Below are 21178 nucleotides of genomic sequence, written 5' to 3' on the forward strand. Positions count from 1 at the left end.
GAGAGAGACAGGGCCAGCCAGCTCGGCATCCCGGTTTCGACCGTGGCGAGTTCCCTGCAGGCCCTGCTCGGCGGGGTCAGCCAGACCACCTATGTGGACAGGGGGGAGGAGTATGACGTCTATCTGCGCGCCAATCAGAACGATTTCAACGGCATCTCGGATGTGAGCCGCATCTATCTGAAAGCCGCCAGCGGCGAGATGGTGAGCCTCTCGACGCTGGCCACCGTCAAGCAGGTGGCGAGCCCCCAGCGACTCAACCACTACCAGCGCCAGAAGGCCATCGCCCTCACCGCGGACGTGGCCCCCGGCCACACCCTGGGGGAGGCGCTCGACTTCCTCGACGGCTGGGCCGCAGAGCATCTGCCCGCCGGCATGTCGGTGGACTACGCCGGTGACTCCAAGGACTATCGCGACAATCAGGGGGAGATGGCGCTGGTGTTCGGCCTGGCCCTGTTGGTGGTCTACCTGGTGCTGGTGGCGCAATTCGAGAGTCTGATGACCCCGACCGTGGTGATGGTGACGGTACCGCTCGGTATCTTCGGCGGCCTGCTGGGCCTCTGGCTGACGGGGCAGGAGCTCAGCATCTACAGCCAGATCGGCATGATCATGCTGATCGGCATGGTGACCAAGAACGGCATTCTGATCGTGGAGTTCATCAACCAGCTGCGCCAGCGTGGCGAGGTGTTCGAGGAGGCCATCATAGCCGCCTCGGTGCGCCGCCTGCGCCCCATACTGATGACCTCCCTCACCGCCATCATAGGGGCCGTGCCCCTGATGGTCTCCATGGGGGCCGGTTACGAGAGCCGGATGGCCGTGGGGACAGTGGTGTTCTTCGGCCTCTCCTTGGCGACCCTGGTGACCCTGCTGATGGTGCCGGCCATCTACCACCTGCTGGCCAAGCGAGCGGGCATGACGGGGGCTCGGGATCGGCTGGTGGAAGAGGCGCTGGCCGCGGATGCCGCCATCGCAGCGCCAACCCCCGACGTCAGCCCGTCCCCCGAGGCCAGCCCACAGACGAGGGACAAGCCAGCCGCCTAGTGCAGGTCCCCCATCTGGGAAAAGGGATGTAAAAGAGGATGGCGGGCAGGGTTGTGCTGGTTATTATGTGGCCAGTGCAACCCTGAGACCCTCTACCATGCTGCCATCCGCTATCTATGAACCGCTGCCCTTTGTCTATCTGGGCGGCGGTTTATCCTTGTTGGGGCTAGCCGATCGGCCGGCCCTGCTGCTGGCCGGGCTGGCCTTGTATCTCGCCGGCTCCCTCATCTGGTTTAGGCGCGGCCATCACAGGCGCCAGGACAAGCAGCGCCAGCCCCATCAGCGGGATTGGCCCCACTGGCTCTATGAGTGCCGTCCCTTCGCCCTGATCCTGCTCGGTGTGCTGATGCTGCGCCTCTCGACCCATCCCGTCTTTCTGATCCCCGCATTTATCTGGTGCCTGCTGGGAGGCCGCCAGTTGCTGCAGCGCCATCTGCACCGTTTCCTGATGGCTCGCCCGCTGAGCCAGCGCTTCTCGCCGAGATGAGCCAGGAAACCTGAGCGGGGACCCCTTGTTTCCGAGCTTACCCTGCGAATAGTGGGGGCAAAAAGCCATCGCCCCCGCTCTGCTCTGCCGGTATAATGCGCGACCCGAATTGTTCCAGGTGTTCAAAATGCAGCCGGTTACCCCTCTCTTCTCCTATCCCCGCTACTGGGCCGAGTGCTACGGCACGGCGCCCTTCTTGCCCATGTCTCGCAAGGAGATGGACAAGCTCGGCTGGGACAGCTGCGACATCGTGCTGGTGACCGGCGACGCCTATGTGGATCACCCGAGCTTCGGCATGGCGGTCATCGGCCGCATGCTGGAATCCCAGGGCTTTCGGGTCGGCATCATCGCCCAGCCGGACTGGTCATCGAAGGATGACTTTATGCGTCTGGGCAAGCCGAACCTCTTCTACGGGGTGACTGCGGGCAACATGGACTCCATGATCAACCGCTACACCTCGGACAAGAAGCTGCGCCACGACGACGCCTACACCCCCGGCGACGTGGGCGGCAAGCGGCCGGACAGAGCGACCCTGGTCTATACCCAGCGCTGCAAGGAGGCCTTCAAGGAGGTCCCTGTGGTCATCGGCGGCATAGAGGCGTCCCTGCGCCGTATCGCTCACTACGACTACTGGTCCGAGACCATACGCCGCTCCATCCTGATCGACGCCAAGGCCGACATCCTCATCTACGGCAACGCCGAGCGGCCGCTGATCGAGGTGGCGCACCGCATCGCCAATGGCGAGACCATGGAGACCATGCAGGACATCCGTGGCACCGCAGTGATCCGCAAGGAGCCGCTGCCGGAGTGGCGCGGGGTGGATTCCAGCAAGCTGGATCAGATCGGCCGCATCGATCCCATCATGAATCCCTATATGGAAGGGGCGCCCTGCTCGGACGACGAAGGGACTGCGCCGGTGGAGCAGGAAGCCAAGCCCGTGCTGGTGCAGCCGCCCAAGCAGAAGCCTTGGGAGAAAACCTATGTGAAGCTGCCGGCGTTCGAGCGGGTAAAAGAGGACAAGGTGCTCTACGCCCATGCGTCGCGCATCCTGCACCACGAGACCAACCCCGGCTGCGCCCGCGCGCTCTCCCAGGCCCACGGCGATCGCATCATCTGGGTCAACCCGCCAGCCTTCCCGCTCGAGACCGACGAGATGGATGGCGTGTTCGGCCTGCCGTACCAGCGGGTGCCGCACCCGGCCTATGGCAACGAGAAGATCCCGGCCTACGAGATGATCAAGACCTCGGTCAACATCATGCGTGGCTGCTTCGGCGGCTGCTCCTTCTGCTCCATCACGGAGCACGAAGGGCGCATCATCCAGAGCCGCTCGGAAGAGTCGATCATCAAAGAAATCGAAGAGATCCGCGACAAGGTGCCGGGCTTTACCGGCGTCATCTCGGATCTCGGCGGCCCCACCGCCAACATGTACAAGCTGCGTTGCAAGAGCCCCAAGGCCGAGCAGACCTGCCGTCGCGCCTCCTGCGTCTGGCCGACCATCTGCCCGCACATGGACACCGACCATACCCCGACCATCGACCTCTATCGCAAGGCGCGGGATGTGAAGGGCATCAAGAAGATTTTGATCGCCTCCGGGGTGCGCTATGACATCGCGGTGGAAGATCCGCGCTACATCAAGGAGCTGGCCAAGTATCACGTCGGCGGCTACCTCAAGATCGCGCCGGAGCACACCGAGGAGGGGCCGCTCTCCAAGATGATGAAGCCGGGCATGGGCAGCTACTACAGCTTCAAGGAGCTGTTCGACAAGTATTCCAAAGAGGCGGGCAAGCAGCAGTACCTGATCCCCTACTTCATCTCGGCCCATCCGGGCACGACTGATGAGGACATGGTGAACATGGCGCTCTGGGTAAAAACGAACCGCTTCAAGCTCGATCAGGTACAGAACTTCTACCCGTCGCCGCTCGCGAACGCCACCACCATGTATTACACCGAGAAAAACCCCCTCAACAAGGTGAGCCGCCAGGGCGGGGACGTGTTCGTGGTCAAGGGTGAGCGCCGTCGTCGCCTGCACAAGGCGCTGCTGCGCTATCACGATCCGGCTGGCTGGCCCATGATCCGCGAAGCCCTGCAGGAAATGGGCAAGGGCTACCTTATCGGCAATGGCCCCGACTGCCTGGTGCCGCCGGAAGGGCGCGGCGAGGCCAAGGCCGAGCGCAGCCGCAACAAGGGCCTCAAGCCTGCGTTGACCCGACACAGTGCCATCACCCATCAGCGCAGCAATGGGGCTGGCAAGGCTGCTGCCGGTAAAGGCGCTGCTGTTGCGGGTAAAGGTGCTGCCGCACAGGGCACCTCAGCTGCCGCCTCGCAAGGCAATAAGGGGGCTCGTAGCGAAGCTCCAGCCAACAAGGGCGGCAAGGCGGGTAGCGGCAAACCGGTTGGTAGTCCGTTTGGTAAAGGAACGGGTGCCAGCGGCAAACCCTCAGCCCAAGGTGCTGGTCAGGGCAAAGCGGCCGGACAGGGTAAACCTGCCCAAAATGGCAAGGCGCCCAGCCGTGCTGGCACCGCCAAACCGGCAGCCCAGGGTGGCAAGCCCTCAGCAAAAGGCGGGGCAGCCAAGCGACCGGCGCGGTGAGTTTTCCTGATTGGAAAGCGATAGAAATAAAAAGGCGACCGGATGGTTGCCTTTTTATTAGTAAATACAAATATGAAAATAAATACCACAACTAATAAGCTACATTTCACTGAAGTTAATGTGAATATATTTTCCTTGTTAAGTCATGGATTGATGTATTTAATTATTTCGTTTATCTCACTTTTACTCTCAATAGGAATGAGGGGTATTGATGTAAGAAGTGATCCATCAAAGAGTGATTTTGATGAGTTAAAATAATCATCAACTCTTTTTTCTAAAGAGCTAATAGTGCTTTCAAATAGTGTCAGTTCATATGCATAACTTGTTATTATTTAATTTTCATCTGATTTTAAAACAAGTAACATTTCATAATGGCCATGTGTAAGTTTAAAGTTTTCTTTGAAGAATTTTTAGACTCATGTAATAGCTTGTTATTATCATTTCTTATCGTCATCTTACCTGTGATACTTTCAAGGAAGGTCTGTAAATCTAGTCCTCCCCAATGCTCTCCTAATTCGGCAATAATTGAGCGAAACTTCTCTTCTGATATTTGATCTAGTGATTCGCGAAAATTAATTCTATCAACCCAACGTTGGTCAGGCTTAAGAGTAAGTGTTGTCCAGGGGAAGTAATCAGCATCGCCAAAAGCACGATTAATGTATGAGTAACCCATGAGCTTAATAACTTTTCTGTCAGGATTTATAATATAGATAGATAGATAGATAGATAGATAGATAGATAGATAGATAGATAGATAGATAGATAGATAGATAGATAGATAGGAATTTCACGAATATCTATGCTTTTAGCACCTTCATTTTTAATGCCAATCCAAGGTAATACCCATAAAACACCGATGCGATGATTAAATACAAATTCATGTGTAAGTGTTGCGACGACATTATTACCACTTTATTAGTGCTTCTATGTCTGGCCTAAAAAATGCCGTTAATGCGATCAGAAAGGTACCAAAAGTGCCGATCGAATTCCACTTAATAACCCTAAAATTCAAAACTTCCCCCCAATTTTATTATGCTAGTCATGCTATTTTAAGAGAGCGGTTTACGCTGAACTGGAAGTAACAAGTCGTTGCCATCAATTTTTATGAAATAATGGAAAGAGAATTATATATGGCAATGTTTTGTTGAAGCTACAGTTCAAATAAGATGTTTGATTACATATTGACTTACTTTAAATTTTTTAGCTATGCTAGTCCTCCAAGTGCCGGCAGCATCAGTGTGATTTAAACGACACTACTAATATTATTTGGTGTTTCGATACCCCCTTAACTAGGGCACATATATTTTCTATGCCAAGGTTAATCATTCATTAACCATGTTAGAAGACAACATTTAGGATGAAATGGAACACTCACCAAAATTATCTAGATACTGTATACGGCTATAGAATGAGATGGGTGTTCCAGAGTATGGAAAGACCTGTGAATATTAATACAATCGCTGCTTTTTAAATAATGCCACGCACGCCTCACCAAACCCTTCTTGACTATTTGAGTAATCTTTTAATTTCTTTTTAATGATTTCACCTGAAGGCGACTTTTGAATTTCACTTGCTGTTACTGAACAGCTATTAACATCAAGTTGGTAAAATAACTCATAATCTTTATTCTTTTCCAAAAACTTCAAGTTTAACGGAACTCCACATGAAAACAATTTATTGCCTGTTGAAGATGTACCGACAAACATAACAACTTTCTCTGTATTAGATGAGATGTAAAATTCTTTAAATGCATTCCTATTGTAATTCTGTAATGGTATTCCTAGAGATTTTGGACTGCTGTTTATTAACATACCGTTTCTTAGTCGCATCCATTCAGTTTCACTAGTGCATTCTGTAGTTTCATAGGCTCGTATAACTATCACAGCAGTTTCGTTTGTGGCGAAACGAACTCGTGATAGATCACCAGTTTTAGGCTCAGTGTAATTTATAGTACTGCACCCAGTCGAAATAAATACTAGCGGTAGTGACACCAAAAAATTACGGATTTTCATACAATATCCCTTGGGTATTTTTCACATTTAAGCTAAGGGGCTGCGTCACGCCGCCCCAGTGAATGAAATGGGCGTTTTTAGCGTATTGTTAGTCGACTTGCAAGCTCGCTTCATTTGTAGTATCTGATTGTAGAGTCTTTAGTTGGTGAATGAAGTTATCCGAGGAACGCTGGTTTATTATTTAAAAACAATCTTGCTTCACCCACAAAAACATATATGGGGCACCCGCCTTCCTGAGCAAGGCGTTGCGCTACCTAATCTCACGCTACCGTTCGTGGATTACAGCTTCCAATATGCTCCATTACCCGCGCTGGCAGTAACCCATCAAAGTTAAACAGGTTCTGGACGGCTATGGTAAGCGAAATTAAACTGCCTGCGCGAGCCTTAAAATGATGTAACCCATCAGAATCTCATAGTTTTTTGAACTAGATCAGCAAATGGATTTGAAAGGGCATATGTGGCTATTTTCATCACCCCAAAAGATGGCTGTCCCCATTGGAGGATGCTTTGTTATCTTGCCGGGTATGTCGGCAGGAGTGATAGGTGCCCCTTTATCTCACTCCAACAGGAGCAATCAAATGGCGTTAAAAGTGCGATCCCGCGGGGAGAAGGTGGGCAGCGGCCTTGGGCTGCTGCTCGGGATCATTGGCTTCAATTTGCTGGTGCCAATCTTGTTTGAAAAGCAGGCGGGCTTTGATGGCAGCCAGATGCTCTGGGCCGCAGTGACGGCGCTGGTCTGCTCCGAGCTGGGTGCCAGGGTGGGCAAGTGGCTGGATGTCAGGGTGCAGGCCAAATCTCCAGAGTAGAGGGCGACATGGGCCGCCCTTGTTTTGTTTGTTGCTTAGCCGCCGCGGCGTTCGGGTTCGCTGCGATGCAGGAAGGTGGTCAGGGTATCGCGCGGCGGCGTAATGCTGCACTGCACCAAGATTCGCCCGATAGCCCCCCTGTGATAACCACCGTGAGTCACCAGATGCAGCAGCATTTCCTCGCGGCTCATCTGCCCCCTGTCCCCGTCCACAAAGTTGAACGAGAGCAGGGCCTCGCCATCTGCTTGACTCAGGCTCGCAACGTAATCCAGATACCAGGCATCCAGTGTGCCGATGGCACTGCGCAGCGCCGCCAGGGTCGGCGTCTCGGGAGTATTGGTGGCACTGAAGCCGTGGGGTTCCCCCAGCAGATTGCCCTTGAAGATGGCATCGACAACATGGATATGGTTGAAGATGCGAAGGGCATTGTGGTGTGCCTCGGGATCTTGCTGCGGGTCCTGGGTGGCGAGGGCATCCAGCAGTTCGCCGTCGGCCCAGGCCTTGTAGCGAAACAGAGAGTGAAGGGTCGAATTGCTCATGTTCTTCCTTGATAGCGTATCGCGTGAAGCTGGCATCTTAGCCAGATGGAGCCAGCAAGGAAACTCCCCCACCTGACGAGGCCTGCGTGCAGTCCATCGGATGTGCCCGGTGCGAGTGAGATGTTACCCTGTGCCATCGCACTCATGACAAGGAGTTCCCATGCGCATTGCCCTGATCGGCCTAGGTGATATCGCCCAGAAGGCTTATCTGCCGCTGCTCGCGAGCGACGAGCGGGTCACCCCGCTGCTCTGTACCCGCAGCCCAGAGGTGCTCGGCAAATTGGCCCGCCAGTACCGCATTGTCGAGTGCTTCACCGAGGTGGAGGCGCTGCTCGAGAGCCGCCCGGACGCCGTGATGATCCACGCCGCCACTGCTGTGCACTTCGCGCTGGCCCGCCAGTGCCTGCAAGCGGGTATTCCCACCTTTGTCGACAAGCCGCTCTGCTTTGATTACGCCGAGGTGGAGGCGCTAGCCAATCTCGCCATCGCTAAGGATTGCCCGCTGTTTGTGGGCTTCAACCGCCGCTATCTGCCCGCCATGAGCGCGGCCCGTGGCGAGCCGCTTACCGAGCTCCATTGGCAGAAACACAGGCATGCCCTGCCAGGGTTGTCGCGCCAGTTCCTGTTCGACGACTGCATCCATGTGCTCGACAGCCTCTGCTTCTATGGCGGTGCTCCGAGTGGGGATCTTCATGCGGTGCTGAGGCGCAGTACCCAGCAGCCCGAGCTGCTGGCCGGAGTGAGTGTGGCCTGGCAGAGCGGGCAGACGGCGGTGAGCGGCAGCATGAATCGCAGCGCCGGCATCACCGAGGAGCGCATCGACGCCTATGGCGACAACCTCTCCCTGCATATCGAGAACTGCACTCGTGGCACCCTTGCGCGGGACAAAGCCCAGCAGACCCTGGCACCGGACGACTGGCAGCCAGTGCTGGCGAGCCGGGGCTTCGTGGCTATGCTCGATCACTGGTATGGGCAGATAGAGGCGGGCCGCGCCGATGGGGCGCTGATTGAGAGCTATCTGCAGAGCCATCACTTGGCTGAACGACTGGTGGCCCTGGCGGGGGAATAAGCCCTGTCTGGGGCCTGCCGCGTCTGTTCTTGTGGGCCGGATAGGCGAAGGAATGGCCAGAGCACTGTACAGGATGACGGATCCCTGCGCAGTCGGCAGGGGTGGGTGCCCGCCGTGCGAGCCAAGCGCCGGCTTGTTTGCTATCTTGGCGGCAGTCACAGCGTTAAGCACAGCAGCGAGTCTATGAGCATTATTTTGGGCATCCATCCGGGCTCCCGGATCACCGGCGATGACGGCGTGAGCCGCCTCCCGCCGAGTCAGGCGGAGCAGGCATGAGCATTATTCTAGGGATAGATCCGGGTTCGCGGATCACCGGCTACGGCGTCATCCGCATCGTCTCCGGCAAGGCGGAGTACCTGGGCTCGGGCTGTATCCGCACCGATCTGGGCGAGCTGCCGTCACGCCTCAAGCAAGTCTACGACGGGGTGAGCGAGATCATCACTCAGTTCAAACCGGACGAATTCGCCATCGAGCGAGTCTTTATGGCGCGCAACGCGGATTCGGCCCTGAAGCTCGGTCAGGCCAGGGGCAGCGCCATCGTGGCGGCGGTCAACGCCCTGCTGCCGGTCAGCGAATACTCGGCGACCCAGATCAAGCAGGCGGTGGTGGGCACGGGCGGCGCCGCCAAGGAGCAGGTGCAGCACATGGTGACCCATCTGCTCAAGCTGTCGGCCACCCCTCAGGCGGATGCGGCGGATGCGCTCGGGGTGGCGCTCTGTCACTTCCATACCCACCAGAGCCTGATCAGGATGGCCGGGCGGGTGACGGGTTCAGCCCGCGGCCGCTATCGCTAAGCCTGATGTTGCGGGAGGCGCAGCCCTCTCGCGGCGTCGCTCCGGCGCCATCCCCCTATAGAGTCACTATCTGTCGCACCCCATCCAGAATCTCTTTGCGAACAAGGGCTTGGATTGGCGGTATTCATTCCCATTAATCAATCACTTGTGACTCATGTCACATTTTTTGAGCGTTCAGCTTCCCTTCGACTTCCCATTCTCCGCTCCCATAATGGTGCCCCTGCTGAAAAGCAGTGTCCGTATGAGCCTGTGCTCATGTCCTGTCATCATCGGAGATTTGTGAAGTGAAACCTTTTGCAGCTGAGTTTATGGGCACCTTCTGGCTGGTGCTGGGGGGCTGCGGCAGCGCCGTGCTGGCCGCCGCTTTCCCGAACGTGGGGATTGGTCTGCTGGGCGTGGCCCTGGCCTTCGGCCTGACCGTGCTGACCATGGCCTATGCCATCGGCCATATTTCAGGTTGCCACCTGAACCCGGCCGTCACCGTCGGTCTGTGGGCCGGTGGCCGCTTCCCGGCCGCCAACGTGCTGCCCTACATCGTCTCCCAGGTGCTGGGTGGTATAGCGGCGGCGGCCGTGCTCTATGTGATTGCAAGCGGCCAGGCCGGTTTCGATTTGAGCGCCGGTTTTGCCTCCAACGGCTATGGCGAGCACTCCCCCGGTGGTTACAGCCTGCTGGCGGCTCTGGTGTGTGAAGTGGTGATGACCGGCTTCTTCCTGTTCGTCATAATGGGCGCCACCGACAGCCGTGCACCGGCCGGTTTTGCCCCCATCGCCATCGGCCTGTGCCTGACCCTGATCCACCTCATCAGCATCCCGGTGACCAACACTTCGGTCAACCCGGCGCGCAGCACAGGGGTTGCCCTCTTTGTCGGCGACTGGGCCATCGGCCAGCTGTGGCTGTTCTGGGTGGCTCCGATTGTCGGTGGCATTCTGGGTGCTTTGGCCTATCGCGTGCTTGCCACGAAGGAATAAGCCGTTGCGCAGTCAACGTGTGCTATCGACACGCCCTCGGGCGTGTTTTGTTTTTCTGGGGCAGTGAAAATCGGGCAGGCCGTGACAGACCACGGAGAGCACAGAGAATACGGGACAGTTAGGGCACCTGCCCCACATAGGCGCGGGTCTTCATTCGTGGAAGGGATGGCGCCGGGCTTGCCGCTTGCGAATGTCTTACAGGCCCCGCGCGTGCAACATATCCCGGTAGCGCTGGTGCAGCAGCTTGACCCGCTCCACATAGGCGCGAGTCTCGGCGTAAGGCGGGATGCCGCCATGTTTTTGCACGGCGCCGGCGCCGGCGTTATAGGCGGCGGTGGCCAAAGAGATATTGCCGTCGTACTGCTTGAGCAGGCCCGCCAGGTATTTCACCCCGCCGAAGATGTTCTGCTCCGCCAGCAGGGCGTTGCCGACCCCGAGCTCGCGGGCGGTGGCCGGCATCAACTGGGTCAGTCCCATGGCCCCCTTGCGGGAGACTGCCAGCGGGTTGAAGGCGGATTCGGCGTGAATAAGTGCCCGGATGAGGGCGGGATCCACGCTGTAGGTTTTGGCCGCCGCCTTGATGGTGCTGGCGTAGTCGTAGAGGAAGAGGCCAGTGGTGCGCCAGTTGACCTTGGAGTCGGGATCGCAGGCGTAGCAGTCGTTGAACAGCAAGAGCTCGTAGTGGCCCTGATCCGGCATGATGTCGGAGTAGCGGACGACCCCGTTCTTCTGCACCGACTTGTAGACCTGGATCTGGCGCGGCGCCGATGTCTTGGCCAGTTCAGGCTCGGGATCCGGGGCTGATACGGTGGCGGGCTCAGGTTTCGTTATGGTCACGGGTTTGGCCGTGATGGCGGGGGGGGTCTCCGTCGTCAGGATCATCACCTCGGCCGGTGATGGCATCTGGCCCCAGACAGAGAGGGAAATCAGGGGAAGGGCTCCCAGCAAGATCCATGCTTTCAACGGCTTGCTCCTTAAGCCTTGGACGCCCGTTGAGTAAAGCATCAGGGGCGAGGCAGAACAAGCCCGCCGTGGGGGACGCCGCGAAAAAATGAGGCCGCGCGATGGCGGCCCCGGGCAAGTACTTGCCTGCTTATTCCAGCAGCCAGAGGCGGGCGCTGCGCGCCGGCATGGCGACCCGCACCCACTGGCTCTGCACATTGATGACGGCACTTTGATCCAGCACGTCCTTGTAGTTGCGATACCAGTTCAGCTCGAACTTGGCGGTGTCGAGCCAGTACTCCTGCTCGTAGTCACACTTGTTGACGCCGACCAGCCCCTGCTTGCCGCGTTTGAACAGCACGAAGCAGTCGCCGCTGCCGATGAGCTGCATGGGCTGACCCTGCACGGCGTTGTGGAAGCGGATCATCCCCTTGAGATCGCTTCTCAGGTAGTAGTCCTGCCAGCGCAGGCCGTCCTTGTCCTGGGTCTCGCCATGATCCGAATAGACCAGGGGGGAGCCGCCATCCCGGCCGAGCAGATAGGCATAGGCCAGCTTCTCGTCGGTCTGGTTCAGGATCTGGTAGCGGAAGCCGTCGTTGGTGGGGATGTCGTGGGTGATGGCGAAGGTGACCGCCCGGTTGCCCGGCAGGGCCTGGCCGTAGGCGCCGGGATCCGCCAGCTGGTTCATGCTGCCGCCATAGCCAAGCGCCCCGCGCAGGGAGGCGAACAGCGGGAAGTCATAGGCACCCTGGCCGCTGTTGTCGAGGTAGGGCTTGAGGAAGCGCTCGTAATCCGTGCTGCCGGCGCCCCCCGTGGTGATGACCTCCCCAAACACGTGCATGCCCTGCTTGATCTCGGGGGTGAACACGGCGTTGATCTGGTAATCGCTCATGTGCTTGACCGCATCGACCCGAAAGCCCTTGATCCCCATCCCCTTGAGCGCCTTGAGATAGGCTTGTTGCTGGCTCACCACCCAGTTGTTGGGGTCAAGATCCGGCAGCCCCTTGTCGCCGGCGCCGCCACACAGGCGCCAGTACTGGACATGGCCGGGATCGCTCCAATCGGTGATGCAGCCCTCGGGGTGGAAATCGGACGCCGACAGTAAATTCTGCCCCAGGTCACCAAACAGTCGTTGTCTGCTGTAGTAATCAGGGTTGGCAGCGTATTGTCCTAGCAGTTCAGTGCCAGGATAGTTGAGGTCGTTGCGCTTCCAGCTCTCGTTGGCCATGTGGTTGAGCACCACATCCGCATAGACGGCGATGCCGCGGGCCTGCATGGCGGCGATCAGCTGCTCAAGATCCTGCTTGTTGCCCAGCGGACTGTCGACGAGTCGCAGATCCTGGGGCTGATAACGGGCCCACCACTCGTTGCCCGAAGACTTGAGGGGCGGCGAGATGAGTACCTGCTTGTATCCCGCTCCCTTGATGAGGTCGGCCTTGGCGGTGACCTCGCTGTATTTCCAGTTGAAGGCGTGCAGTATGACGTCGGCGTGCGCCAGTGGGGCGATCAGCATGCCTGCGATCGCCAGTATTCCCGCTGTGTTTTTCATTATTGTCTGTCCTTGTTTGGGTGCCCGAATGGGCACCCAGAGCCTCACATTGGCCTTTGCTGACGGCAATCAGGGCACGGCGATTTTGTGAGCATCCTCAAGCTGGCTCGTACGGACTTGTGACGGCTTGCATAAAACCACCCAGCTCTTGTCGTTACTGTCTTTTCTGTTACCTGCTGGCTAGTCGAGCCCATGGTTGTAGACCGGCTGCCAGGCGCAGACCTTCTGGTTGTTGCGGCTGTTTTGCAGCCAGAAACGGTTGCAGTTGTCGTCGTAGTTGCTGGTGCCCACATTGATCCCGTAGCTGCTCAGGCGCTGCCCTTGCAGGGATTGATAGACGCCGTTACGCAGCAGGGAGAAGTGCAGGTGTGGGCCCGTGGAGGAGCCCCCCTCGCACAGGGCGTCGTTGCGGTTGCTGGCATAGGTGCCGATGGGGCTGTCTGCATTCACATAATCGCCACTGCGCACCGAGATACCGCTCATGTGGTAGTAGTTGGTGGCCCAGCCGTTGGGAGCGGTGATCCTGAGCTGGCAGTGGGAGAAGACGGTGACTGTGCCGCTGTTGGCGGCGGTGACCGTGTAGGTGGCGCCGCCCCAGCCCGGCCAGTCATAGGAGACATCGATGGAGGAGTAGGGGTAGCCGGAGCCGCTGTGGGAGTGGGCGCCGTTGACCTTCCAGCTGTAACCCTGCCGCCAGGGCAGCTGGAACTGGCCGGCGGCCAATGGGGAGGGGGCGGCGGCAGCCGATGCTCTGGCCCGGGTCAGGGCATCGGTCCCAAACAGGGTTCGCCACTGCTCGGTCAGTTGTTGCTGCTCCTGCTCACCCAGCAGGCTGGCGAGGGCGAGGCGATGGGCATCGTCGCGGGGGAGGGCGGGAGCCAATTGCTTGCCTTGCTGCTGGTGCTTGGCCTGATAGAAGCGATCCGAGAGCTGGCGCGCCATCTGTTCCAGCTGCTTGTCAAAGCCTCGCGCCTTGACCCGCTGGGCGAAGGGGGCCGCCATGGCCTGTTTGGACGGTGCCGAGATGAGCTGGCTATCGGCTTCCATCAGCGCCAGCAGCAGCTGGGGGTTGAGGCTGGTGATGCCGCTCCAGTGCAGTATGACCTCCTCCTTTGGCAGCAGATGCGGTGCCTGCTGCAGCAGAAAATCGTGCAGATCGAACGCCATGGCGGCCTCGCCATAGACGAAATGGGCCTCATCCAGTGGTAAGTGCTGGCGATGGTCCGCCCTCAGCTGCGTGCTGCTGAACTGATAAGGGGCGGACGGGGCATGCAGATCCCCGGTCAGGGCGAGGGTGGGGAACATCAGCATCAGTAAGGGGGAGGTCGTCTTGAACATGCTCTTCTCCTGGTGACTTGGCATCCTGAGATGCGGGCGGGATGACTCCCGTGTTGGCCACGACAGCGCTGGCTATGCCAAGGTCTTACCCTAGAAGGAAAAGCAGTAATTGCTACTCGAACGAATCTTTATTTGGGGGCTGATAATAGGAATGGTTGTTAATTAATATTTACGTTAATGTTTTCCCATTCTAAATCAAAGTCTTGTGATCCCATCTATGGCATAGATCCGTAAAGCGAGTAGGATGATCCAGGCTGCCATGGCAATGAAGAGGCCGATTGACCCACTCCTCACCAAAAGGCGAGGTGACAATGTGATGGGCATCAGGCTATTGGCTTCTTTGTAAGTTAAAAGCGTGTTATTTTGTTGTATGCATCAAACTGGTCCGATCTGTAAGGCAATATCGGACAATAAAGGCAAAAAAGAGAGGGCCTGAGTGGCCGAGAGTGACATGGGTGTGATCAACCGGCGGGCGATGGAGCTCACGTTCGAAGAGTACTGCGACGCGGATCTTTCCCTGATCAGGGACTATTACGAGACGACCTTTTCCCACTATGTGCCGGACCTGGCCGAGCGGATCTTCGTGGTGCGCGACGCTCACTGGCTGGTGGGCGCCGTGCGCCTGCGCGATGAGCAGGATTACTACCATCTGTGCGGTTTTCGGCTGCTGCCTCATTACCAGTCATTGGGGCTGGGCTCTCGTCTGTTGCAGCGTGCCTGCCACGACCTGCTGGACAAGCCCGTGGTCTGCCATGCACTGCCGTTCGAGAAGCCGTTCTACCTCAAGGCGGGGTTTGCCCATCTCTCCTTGCACGAGCTGGATGGGCCGCTTCATACCCTCTATCACCAGCAGCGCGAACAGGGTTACCAGATCGAGCTGCTGGTGCGTCAGGCCACGCCCACGATTTACAACTGACTCATTGGGGCTTGGTCAGCAGGTGGATCTTGCCCGGTGACAGCTCCACCCCCAGCAGATTCTCCTTGAGCCAAGCCTGGTTGGGATCCTTGTCATCCAGCTTGTAGACGGGCTGGGTCTCCAGCCGCTTCTCCATGCTCTGAAGCAGCATCCTCAGCATGAAGCCAAACTTCTGCTCCGCCGCCGCCGGCTCCAGCTTGTAGTCAATCAGCTTCATGTTATCGAGAAACAGCGCGCTCTGGGCCTTGTCATAGCGGGGCCTGGCCTCATAGGTCATGTTCAGCAGGGCGTCGTACTCGGTATTATCCGGCAGGGCGACTTTGAGCTTGCCCTTGCCAAACACCCGGGCCGTGTCCGGTGCCTGGCGCCCGATCTGCACATCGCTCTGCTCGAGCTGGATATGAGCCTTGATGATGCCGGGCAATTCCAGCTGTTTATCCACTTGGACCTGGGATTGCAGGTATTGATTTATCTGTTGCTCATTGATGTCATATGAGCCTTGACCTAGCATGGCCAGACTCAACAGCATAGATTGCAGGATCATGCTAACGACCTGATAGAATGGGTTTGTCCCTCAGCATACCATTCTGGCCCCGTGGGATCTGCCCACTCTATTTCACCATGACATCAAGGAGCCACCTTGCTCGACGGTCTGGAATACGACATTCATCTGCTGTTCTCCCGCTTTCTCGGCTGGTTGCTGCTCTTCTTTCACACCGTGATCGTGGCGGGGGTGTCACTGCGGGTGGTGATGAAGCGACGTCCCATCGGAGTCTCATTGGCCTGGCTGGCCCTCATCTATGCCATCCCCTTTGCCGGGGTCGGCTTCTACGTGCTGTTTGGCGAGATCAGGCTGGGTCGCAAGCGGGCTGAGCGGGCCCAGGCCATGTATCGCCCTTACGCCATCTGGATCCGCCAGCTGGCGCGTCTCTTCCCCCAGCACTGCTGCGAGGTGAGCAGCAAGGCACGGCCGCTGCACGATCTCATCCAGGGACGGCTGGCCATGCCCATGCTCTCCGGCAACCGGATGACCTTGCTGCACAAGCCGGATGACATCTTGCAGGAGATAGTGCGCGACATCCGCCACTCTTCCCAATCCTGCTATCTGGAGTTCTACATCTGGCACCCGGGCGGCCATGCGGACGCTGTGGGGGAGGCTCTGATCGAGGTGGCGCAGCGCGGCGTGGATTGTCGTGTGTTGCTCGACTCCATCGGCAGCAAGGCCTTCTTCCGCTCGACTTGGCCCAAGCGGCTGCGCAAGGCCGGGGTCAAGCTGGTGGAGGTGCTGCCGGTCGGGGCCTGGCGTATCCCGTTCCAGCGCCAGGACCTGCGCATGCACCGCAAGCTGGTGGTGATCGATGACAGGGTGGGGTACACGGGCTCCATGAACATGGTGGACCCCCGCTTCTTCAAACAGGACGCCGGGGTCGGCCAGTGGGTCGACATCATGATCCGGGTGCAGGGGCCCGTAGTGCCGCTGATGTGGTCCACCTTCGTCTCGGACTGGGAGATGGAGACGGGGGAGCGGCTGCTCGACAGCCTGCAGCACGAACCCGAAGCCTGGCCCCAGACCAACTACCGCGCCCAGCTCATTCCCTCCGGCCCCTTCGTCGGTGGTGACTGCATCCAGCAGAGCTTGCTGCTGGCCATCTATCAGGCGCGCCACCATCTGGTGTTGACCACGCCTTATTTCGTGCCGGACGATCCCTTGGCGGCGGCGCTCTCCTCCGCGGCTGCCCGTGGCGTATTGGTGCAACTGGTGTTGCCTGCGCGCAACGACTCCCTGATGGCGAACCATGCCTGCAACGCCTTTATGGAGGAGTTGCTCGAATCCGGGGTCGAGATCTATCGCTACGATGCCGGCCTGCTGCACACCAAGAGCGTGCTGGTGGATGACGACTTTGCCCTGGTGGGGACGGTCAATCTCGACAGGCGCAGTCTGTGGCTCAACTTCGAGGTGACCCTGCTCATCGACAACCCTGTGTTTGTCGCCGAGATGAACCAGCTGGTGCAGGGCTACATGCTGGAGGCCACCCCCATGTCGCTCGCCCAGTGGCGGGCCCGCCCCTGGTACAAGAAGCTGCTGGAGAACATCTTCTACCTGTTCAGCCCCTTGCTATAAATACGGCAGCGAGTGCAGATAATGGGCCCCTGACCGGTAAGGGGCTTGCCTGTGTCCCCGTCTGCCCCTTAGAGTGCGCCAATACGCCCGCCATTGGGAATGAGGAAGAGAGAATCGCGATGAAAAAGAAACTAGCCCTGGCCGTGGGTGCGGCATTGGTGGTGGGCGGGCTGGGAGCCTGCTGGTATACCGGACAAACCTTCGATCGGATCCTCGCCGAGGAGATCGCCAAGGTGAAGCAGGACAGTGGCATCGAGCTGAGCTGGATCCCCTCCAGTGAAAACCTGTTTACCCGTGACGGTGTGCTCAAGGTGGTGGTGACACCCCAGGCGATGGCGAGCCTGGATCCCCAATTGGCGGGGAGCGAGCCCATCGAAATGGAGCTCAACAGCAACAACCGTATACTGCCCTTCTATATCAAGAGCCATTTGCTGCTCGATACCGGCAAGGGGACGCTGGCCCCCGTCTTCACCGCCCTTGGCATGCAGCAGTGGCAGCTTGGCCTCGAATCGGCCAGCAGCCTCTTGACCCAGAGCCAGAGCGCTCGCTTCTGGCTGAGTGACTTCAAGGTCAAGGAGGGGATGAACGAGATAAGCTTCTTGCCCATGAACGGTACTTACAGCGGCGATATGAAGGGCAACGGCCACATGAGCTTCCAGTGGCAGGGCGTCACCTTGCACGATGCCCAGAGCAAGATGGACATGGTGCTGGCGGATTTCAAGGGCAGCGCCGATCTGGCCGAGATCAGCGGTGTCTGGCTCTCTCCTCGCAGCGATGCAACCCTGTCGGCCTTCTCCCTGACGCTGCCGGAGAGTGCCAAGATCGCGCTGCAGGGGCTGACCACCTCGACCCAGCTGTCGGGGGATGATGCCCAGACTATCTCCAGCAACTATCAGGTGAAGGTCGCGAATCTCAGCCTGGAGAATGAGAGCGACAAGCTGGCCGTGACCGAGGGCAAGCTGAACCTGGATCTGAAAGGGCTGGATCTGGAAGGGTATCAGGAGCTGCAAGCGGCCAGTGGCCAGCAGCTGGATGAAGCCTCCCTTCAACAGGCGCTGGACAAGATGCTGCAACGGGGCGCGACCCTGCAGCTGAGCGAGCTCAGTGCCAAGCTCAATGGCGAACCCGTCAGCATGACGGGAGAGGCCAAGCTGGCACCGACCTCGCTGGCGCAGCTGATGGGCAGTGAAGGGGGAAGCGAGGGCATGCATGCCCTGTCCGGGTTGCTGCACGCCAAGCTGGGAGACAAGCTGGGCAAGGCCGTCCCGCAGCTGGATCCCATGCTGGCGCAGTTCACGGCGCAGGGTTATCTCAAAGCCGAGCCGGCGCAGCTGGGAGCCGAGTTCAAGCTCGACAAGGGCATGGTGACCATCAACGGCCTGCCGCTGCAATGAGTGCAGACACAATGCAGGTGTAAAAAAAGGCTCCCTCGGGAGCCTTTTTTGGTGACGGGATTATGACTTGAAGACCACAGTCTTGTTGCCGTAGACGAATACCCGCTCGTTCAGTACCAGCTCCAGTGCCCGGCTCAGCACCGATTTCTCCACATCCCGCCCTGCCTTGGCCATGTCATCGGCGCTGAAGGTGTGACCGACGTGGATCACGTCCTGCTCTATGATGGGACCTTCATCCAGATCGTCGGTGACGAAGTGGGCGGTGGCGCCGATCAGCTTGACCCCGCGATCGAACGCCTGACGATAGGGACGGGCGCCGATGAAGGCGGGCAGGAAGGAGTGGTGGATGTTGATGAGCTTGCGCGGATAGGCGGCCACGAAGCTCGGGGTCAGCACCCGCATGTACTTGGCCAGGATCACGTAATCGGGCTGGTAGTTGTCGATGATGGCGCGGACCTGATCTTCGTGCTCGGTACGGCTCAGCTCCTCATGACTCACGCCATGGAAGGGAATATCGAACTTGCCGGTGAGCTCGGCCAGGGTGTCGTAGTTGCCGATCACCGCCACTATGTCCATGTCCAGCGCGCCGGCGTAATTCTTCATCAGGATGTCGCCGAGGCAGTGAGTCTCCTTGGTCACCAGGATGACGATCCGCTTCTTGCCTGCCTTGACCAGGCGGCGCTGGGCCCCCACCGGCAGGGCATCGTCGAGATCCGCCAGCAGGGTCTCGTCGTTGAAGCGACCCTCCAGCTCGGTGCGCATGAAGAAGCGGCCGTTTTCGTGATCCACGAACTCGTCGTTCTTGTTGATGTTGAGCTGATGCTTGTAGCAGATGTTGGTGATCTTGGCGATGAGGCCCTTGGCGTCGGGACAATCCGTCAGCAGTATTTTCTTTTCCATCTCTGTCATGATTCCGTTTGTGATGTTGGCGCCTGAGTCTGCTCGGGTCGCGTGTTTCTTCTGGCCAGTGGTCAGGCTCGTTATTTTTCGGGTACTTTTCTCGGCAATATGCCACAAACAAAATCAGAAAGGACAGCGCGCCGTGCGCCCTTGCCACAACTTGGCTCCGGTGGGGACTGGTGAAGAGAACTCTCAATCTTTGATGGGTTTTAGGCTGGTATCCCGCGCTTTTTTTCTTTACGCTGTCTGCGCTTATTCTCAGGGCGGGGTGAAATTCCCCACCGGCGGTATCCCGATCTGACTCGGGGAGCCCGCGAGCGCCCGACCGGGGTTCAGTCTCTGGTCGGGGTCAGCAGATCCGGTGAGATGCCGGAGCCGACGGTCATAGTCCGGATGAAAGAGGATAAGACAGAGTTTGCCAGTCAGGCCCTTGCGGGCTGGCTGCCGCATGCCTACTTCTGTCTGCTGTCTGCCTTTCCATGCCCTGATTCTGGTCCTTGTCTTATTTAGGAGTCTTACCATGAATCAGTCTCTACTCAGTGAATTTGGTGATCCCATTGCCCGCGTTGAAACTGCACTGGCCGCATTGCGTGCCGGGCGTGGCGTGCTGGTGGCCGATGATGAAGACCGCGAGAACGAAGGGGATCTCATCTTCGCCGCAGAAAACATGACCAACGAACAGATGGCCATGATGATCCGCGAGTGCTCCGGCATCGTCTGCCTCTGCCTGACCGACGAGCGAGTCCGCCAGCTGGAGCTGCCCATGATGGTAGAGGCGAACTCCAGCCACTATCAGACCGCCTTCACCGTGACCATAGAAGCGGCGCAAGGGGTCACCACGGGTGTTTCTGCCGCCGATCGCATTACCACTATTCGAGCTGCTATTGCCGACGGTGCCCGTCCGTCCGATCTGCATCGCCCGGGTCATGTCTTCCCGCTGCGTGCCCGTACCGGCGGCGTGCTGACTCGTCGCGGCCATACCGAAGCCACTGTCGATCTGATGCAGCTGGCGGGGCTCAAACCGTTCGGGGTCTTGTGCGAGCTGACCAAGGCCGATGGCTCCATGGCTCGCCTGCCTGACTTGGTCGAGTTTGGTCGCAAGCACCAGATGCCGGTGTTGACTATTGAAGATCTGGTCCAATACCGTCAATTGTTGGCAGAACGTTCAGCCTGAGCTTCATACGAAATTGAAATAAGTACATTTTTTGGTTACGCTTTGTTCGAACCTCATCCAGGGCACTCGTTTTTGACTTAAGTTTGCACAAAAAGTGTACGTTTAAAAAAAAATGAGGGTTTTAATGCATTTATCTGTGATGGGGCCTATCCAAACTCTGATTTTTTTGTGCCATAATCACGCCGCTTGCTAAACGTCTGGCGAGTTAAAGGGAGCTTTAAAAATGAAAAAAATGTTGTTGGTAGGTGTTGTTGGTCTGTCCGCTCTGCTGGGCGGTTGTGCAAACACCAGCGAACTGGAAACTTCCGTTCAGAATCTGTCTAACAAAGTTGACCAACTGGCTCAAGATGTTAGCGCTGTTCGTGCTGATCAGTCCAAGATCGCTGCTGATGTTGCAACTGCAAATCAAGAAGCTATGCGTGCTAACCAGCGCATCGACAACATGGCTACTTCCTACAAGAAGTAATCCATGCGAAAAAATGGCGCATTTTAATGCGCCATTTTTTTTTGCCTGAAATTTGGTTATTTCCCGCGTTT

The 21178-nt window shown here is 57.9% G+C and carries 20 protein-coding genes and 1 riboswitch; of the genes, 12 read left to right on the plus strand and 8 right to left on the minus strand.

Annotated features, from left to right (window positions below):
- The 3 genes from CUC44_RS12035 to CUC44_RS12045 all read left to right on the plus strand — a co-directional run.
- Positions 1 to 1038 (plus strand): efflux RND transporter permease subunit (locus CUC44_RS12035; protein ID WP_157812782.1); only part of this gene is annotated, 1038 nt, incomplete at its 5' end.
- A gap of 97 nt (positions 1039 to 1135) precedes the next feature.
- Entirely contained in the window at positions 1136 to 1525 is a 390-nt protein-coding gene (locus CUC44_RS12040) for a hypothetical protein (protein WP_100860183.1), read from the plus strand.
- A 127-nt stretch (positions 1526 to 1652) separates the two neighbouring features.
- On the plus strand, positions 1653 to 4115 hold the full coding sequence (locus CUC44_RS12045; RefSeq protein WP_100860299.1) for a YgiQ family radical SAM protein: 2463 nt from the start codon (positions 1653 to 1655) through the stop codon (positions 4113 to 4115).
- A gap of 349 nt (positions 4116 to 4464) precedes the next feature.
- Here the strand turns inward: CUC44_RS12045 and CUC44_RS20995 are convergent, their stop codons facing one another.
- Both CUC44_RS20995 and CUC44_RS21000 read right to left on the minus strand, forming a co-directional pair.
- A complete protein-coding gene (locus CUC44_RS20995) occupies positions 4465 to 4788 on the minus strand; it encodes a hypothetical protein (RefSeq protein WP_157812783.1) in 324 nt (107 codons plus the stop codon).
- 775 nt (positions 4789 to 5563) lie between these two features.
- Complete coding sequence (locus CUC44_RS21000) at positions 5564 to 6127, minus strand: hypothetical protein (protein ID WP_157812784.1); 564 nt, start codon at positions 6125 to 6127, stop codon at positions 5564 to 5566.
- Between the two features lie 578 nt (positions 6128 to 6705).
- Between CUC44_RS21000 and CUC44_RS12050 the strand changes: the two genes are divergently transcribed.
- A complete protein-coding gene (locus tag CUC44_RS12050) occupies positions 6706 to 6933 on the plus strand; it encodes a hypothetical protein (protein WP_100860184.1) in 228 nt (75 codons plus the stop codon).
- A gap of 35 nt (positions 6934 to 6968) precedes the next feature.
- On the opposite strand, the gene CUC44_RS12055 is transcribed toward CUC44_RS12050, so the two are convergent.
- On the minus strand, positions 6969 to 7472 hold the full coding sequence (locus tag CUC44_RS12055) for a DinB family protein (RefSeq protein WP_100860185.1): 504 nt from the start codon (positions 7470 to 7472) through the stop codon (positions 6969 to 6971).
- Positions 7473 to 7632: 160 nt separating this feature from the next.
- Between CUC44_RS12055 and CUC44_RS12060 the strand changes: the two genes are divergently transcribed.
- The 3 genes from CUC44_RS12060 to aqpZ all read left to right on the plus strand — a co-directional run bounded on the left by CUC44_RS12060 (position 7633) and on the right by aqpZ (position 10306).
- Positions 7633 to 8541 carry a Gfo/Idh/MocA family protein gene (locus CUC44_RS12060; protein ID WP_100860186.1) on the plus strand — a complete coding sequence of 303 codons (909 nt, stop codon included), beginning with the start codon at positions 7633 to 7635 and terminating at the stop codon, positions 8539 to 8541.
- A 272-nt stretch (positions 8542 to 8813) separates the two neighbouring features.
- Complete coding sequence (gene ruvC / locus CUC44_RS12065) at positions 8814 to 9335, plus strand: crossover junction endodeoxyribonuclease RuvC (RefSeq protein WP_100860187.1); 522 nt, start codon at positions 8814 to 8816, stop codon at positions 9333 to 9335.
- Between the two features lie 284 nt (positions 9336 to 9619).
- Positions 9620 to 10306: an aquaporin Z gene (gene aqpZ, locus CUC44_RS12070; protein WP_100860188.1), complete on the plus strand. Its 687-nt coding sequence runs from the start codon at positions 9620 to 9622 to the stop codon at positions 10304 to 10306.
- A gap of 195 nt (positions 10307 to 10501) precedes the next feature.
- On the opposite strand, the gene CUC44_RS12075 is transcribed toward aqpZ, so the two are convergent.
- From CUC44_RS12075 to CUC44_RS12085, 3 genes are all read right to left on the minus strand, one after another.
- The gene (locus CUC44_RS12075) at positions 10502 to 11257 is read right to left on the minus strand and encodes a lytic transglycosylase domain-containing protein (protein ID WP_167388890.1); all 756 of its coding nucleotides are present in this window, start codon (positions 11255 to 11257) and stop codon (positions 10502 to 10504) included.
- A gap of 142 nt (positions 11258 to 11399) precedes the next feature.
- Positions 11400 to 12797: an alpha-amylase family protein gene (locus CUC44_RS12080; protein ID WP_167388885.1), complete on the minus strand. Its 1398-nt coding sequence runs from the start codon at positions 12795 to 12797 to the stop codon at positions 11400 to 11402.
- Between the two features lie 180 nt (positions 12798 to 12977).
- Entirely contained in the window at positions 12978 to 14135 is a 1158-nt protein-coding gene (locus CUC44_RS12085) for a M23 family metallopeptidase (protein WP_100860190.1), read from the minus strand.
- A 475-nt stretch (positions 14136 to 14610) separates the two neighbouring features.
- Between CUC44_RS12085 and CUC44_RS12090 the strand changes: the two genes are divergently transcribed.
- Positions 14611 to 15051 carry a GNAT family N-acetyltransferase gene (locus tag CUC44_RS12090; RefSeq protein ID WP_167388891.1) on the plus strand — a complete coding sequence of 147 codons (441 nt, stop codon included), beginning with the start codon at positions 14611 to 14613 and terminating at the stop codon, positions 15049 to 15051.
- 1 nt (position 15052) lies between these two features.
- Here CUC44_RS12090 and CUC44_RS12095 read toward each other — a convergent pair whose 3' ends face one another.
- Positions 15053 to 15595 (minus strand): YceB family lipoprotein, encoded by a 543-nt coding sequence (locus CUC44_RS12095; protein WP_100860191.1) that lies wholly within the window; start codon positions 15593 to 15595, stop codon positions 15053 to 15055.
- Positions 15596 to 15691: 96 nt separating this feature from the next.
- Between CUC44_RS12095 and cls the strand changes: the two genes are divergently transcribed.
- The gene (cls, locus tag CUC44_RS12100; RefSeq protein ID WP_100860192.1) at positions 15692 to 17173 is read left to right on the plus strand and encodes a cardiolipin synthase; all 1482 of its coding nucleotides are present in this window, start codon (positions 15692 to 15694) and stop codon (positions 17171 to 17173) included.
- A gap of 119 nt (positions 17174 to 17292) precedes the next feature.
- Positions 17293 to 18567, plus strand: a complete 1275-nt coding sequence (locus tag CUC44_RS12105) for a DUF945 family protein (RefSeq protein ID WP_100860193.1) — start codon at positions 17293 to 17295, stop codon at positions 18565 to 18567.
- A gap of 60 nt (positions 18568 to 18627) precedes the next feature.
- Here the strand turns inward: CUC44_RS12105 and purU are convergent, their stop codons facing one another.
- Positions 18628 to 19467: a formyltetrahydrofolate deformylase gene (gene purU / locus CUC44_RS12110; RefSeq protein WP_100860194.1), complete on the minus strand. Its 840-nt coding sequence runs from the start codon at positions 19465 to 19467 to the stop codon at positions 18628 to 18630.
- 250 nt (positions 19468 to 19717) lie between these two features.
- Positions 19718 to 19876, plus strand: a riboswitch (FMN riboswitch).
- Between the two features lie 111 nt (positions 19877 to 19987).
- Here purU and ribB point away from each other — a divergent pair.
- Both ribB and CUC44_RS12120 read left to right on the plus strand, forming a co-directional pair.
- Positions 19988 to 20641 carry a 3,4-dihydroxy-2-butanone-4-phosphate synthase gene (gene ribB, locus CUC44_RS12115; RefSeq protein ID WP_100860195.1) on the plus strand — a complete coding sequence of 218 codons (654 nt, stop codon included), beginning with the start codon at positions 19988 to 19990 and terminating at the stop codon, positions 20639 to 20641.
- Positions 20642 to 20864: 223 nt separating this feature from the next.
- Complete coding sequence (locus CUC44_RS12120) at positions 20865 to 21107, plus strand: Lpp/OprI family alanine-zipper lipoprotein (RefSeq protein ID WP_100860196.1); 243 nt, start codon at positions 20865 to 20867, stop codon at positions 21105 to 21107.
- Positions 21108 to 21178 lie beyond the last annotated feature (71 nt).

It is taken from the genome of Aeromonas lusitana (assembly GCF_002812985.1).
Classification (GTDB): Bacteria; Pseudomonadota; Gammaproteobacteria; order Enterobacterales; family Aeromonadaceae; genus Aeromonas; species Aeromonas lusitana.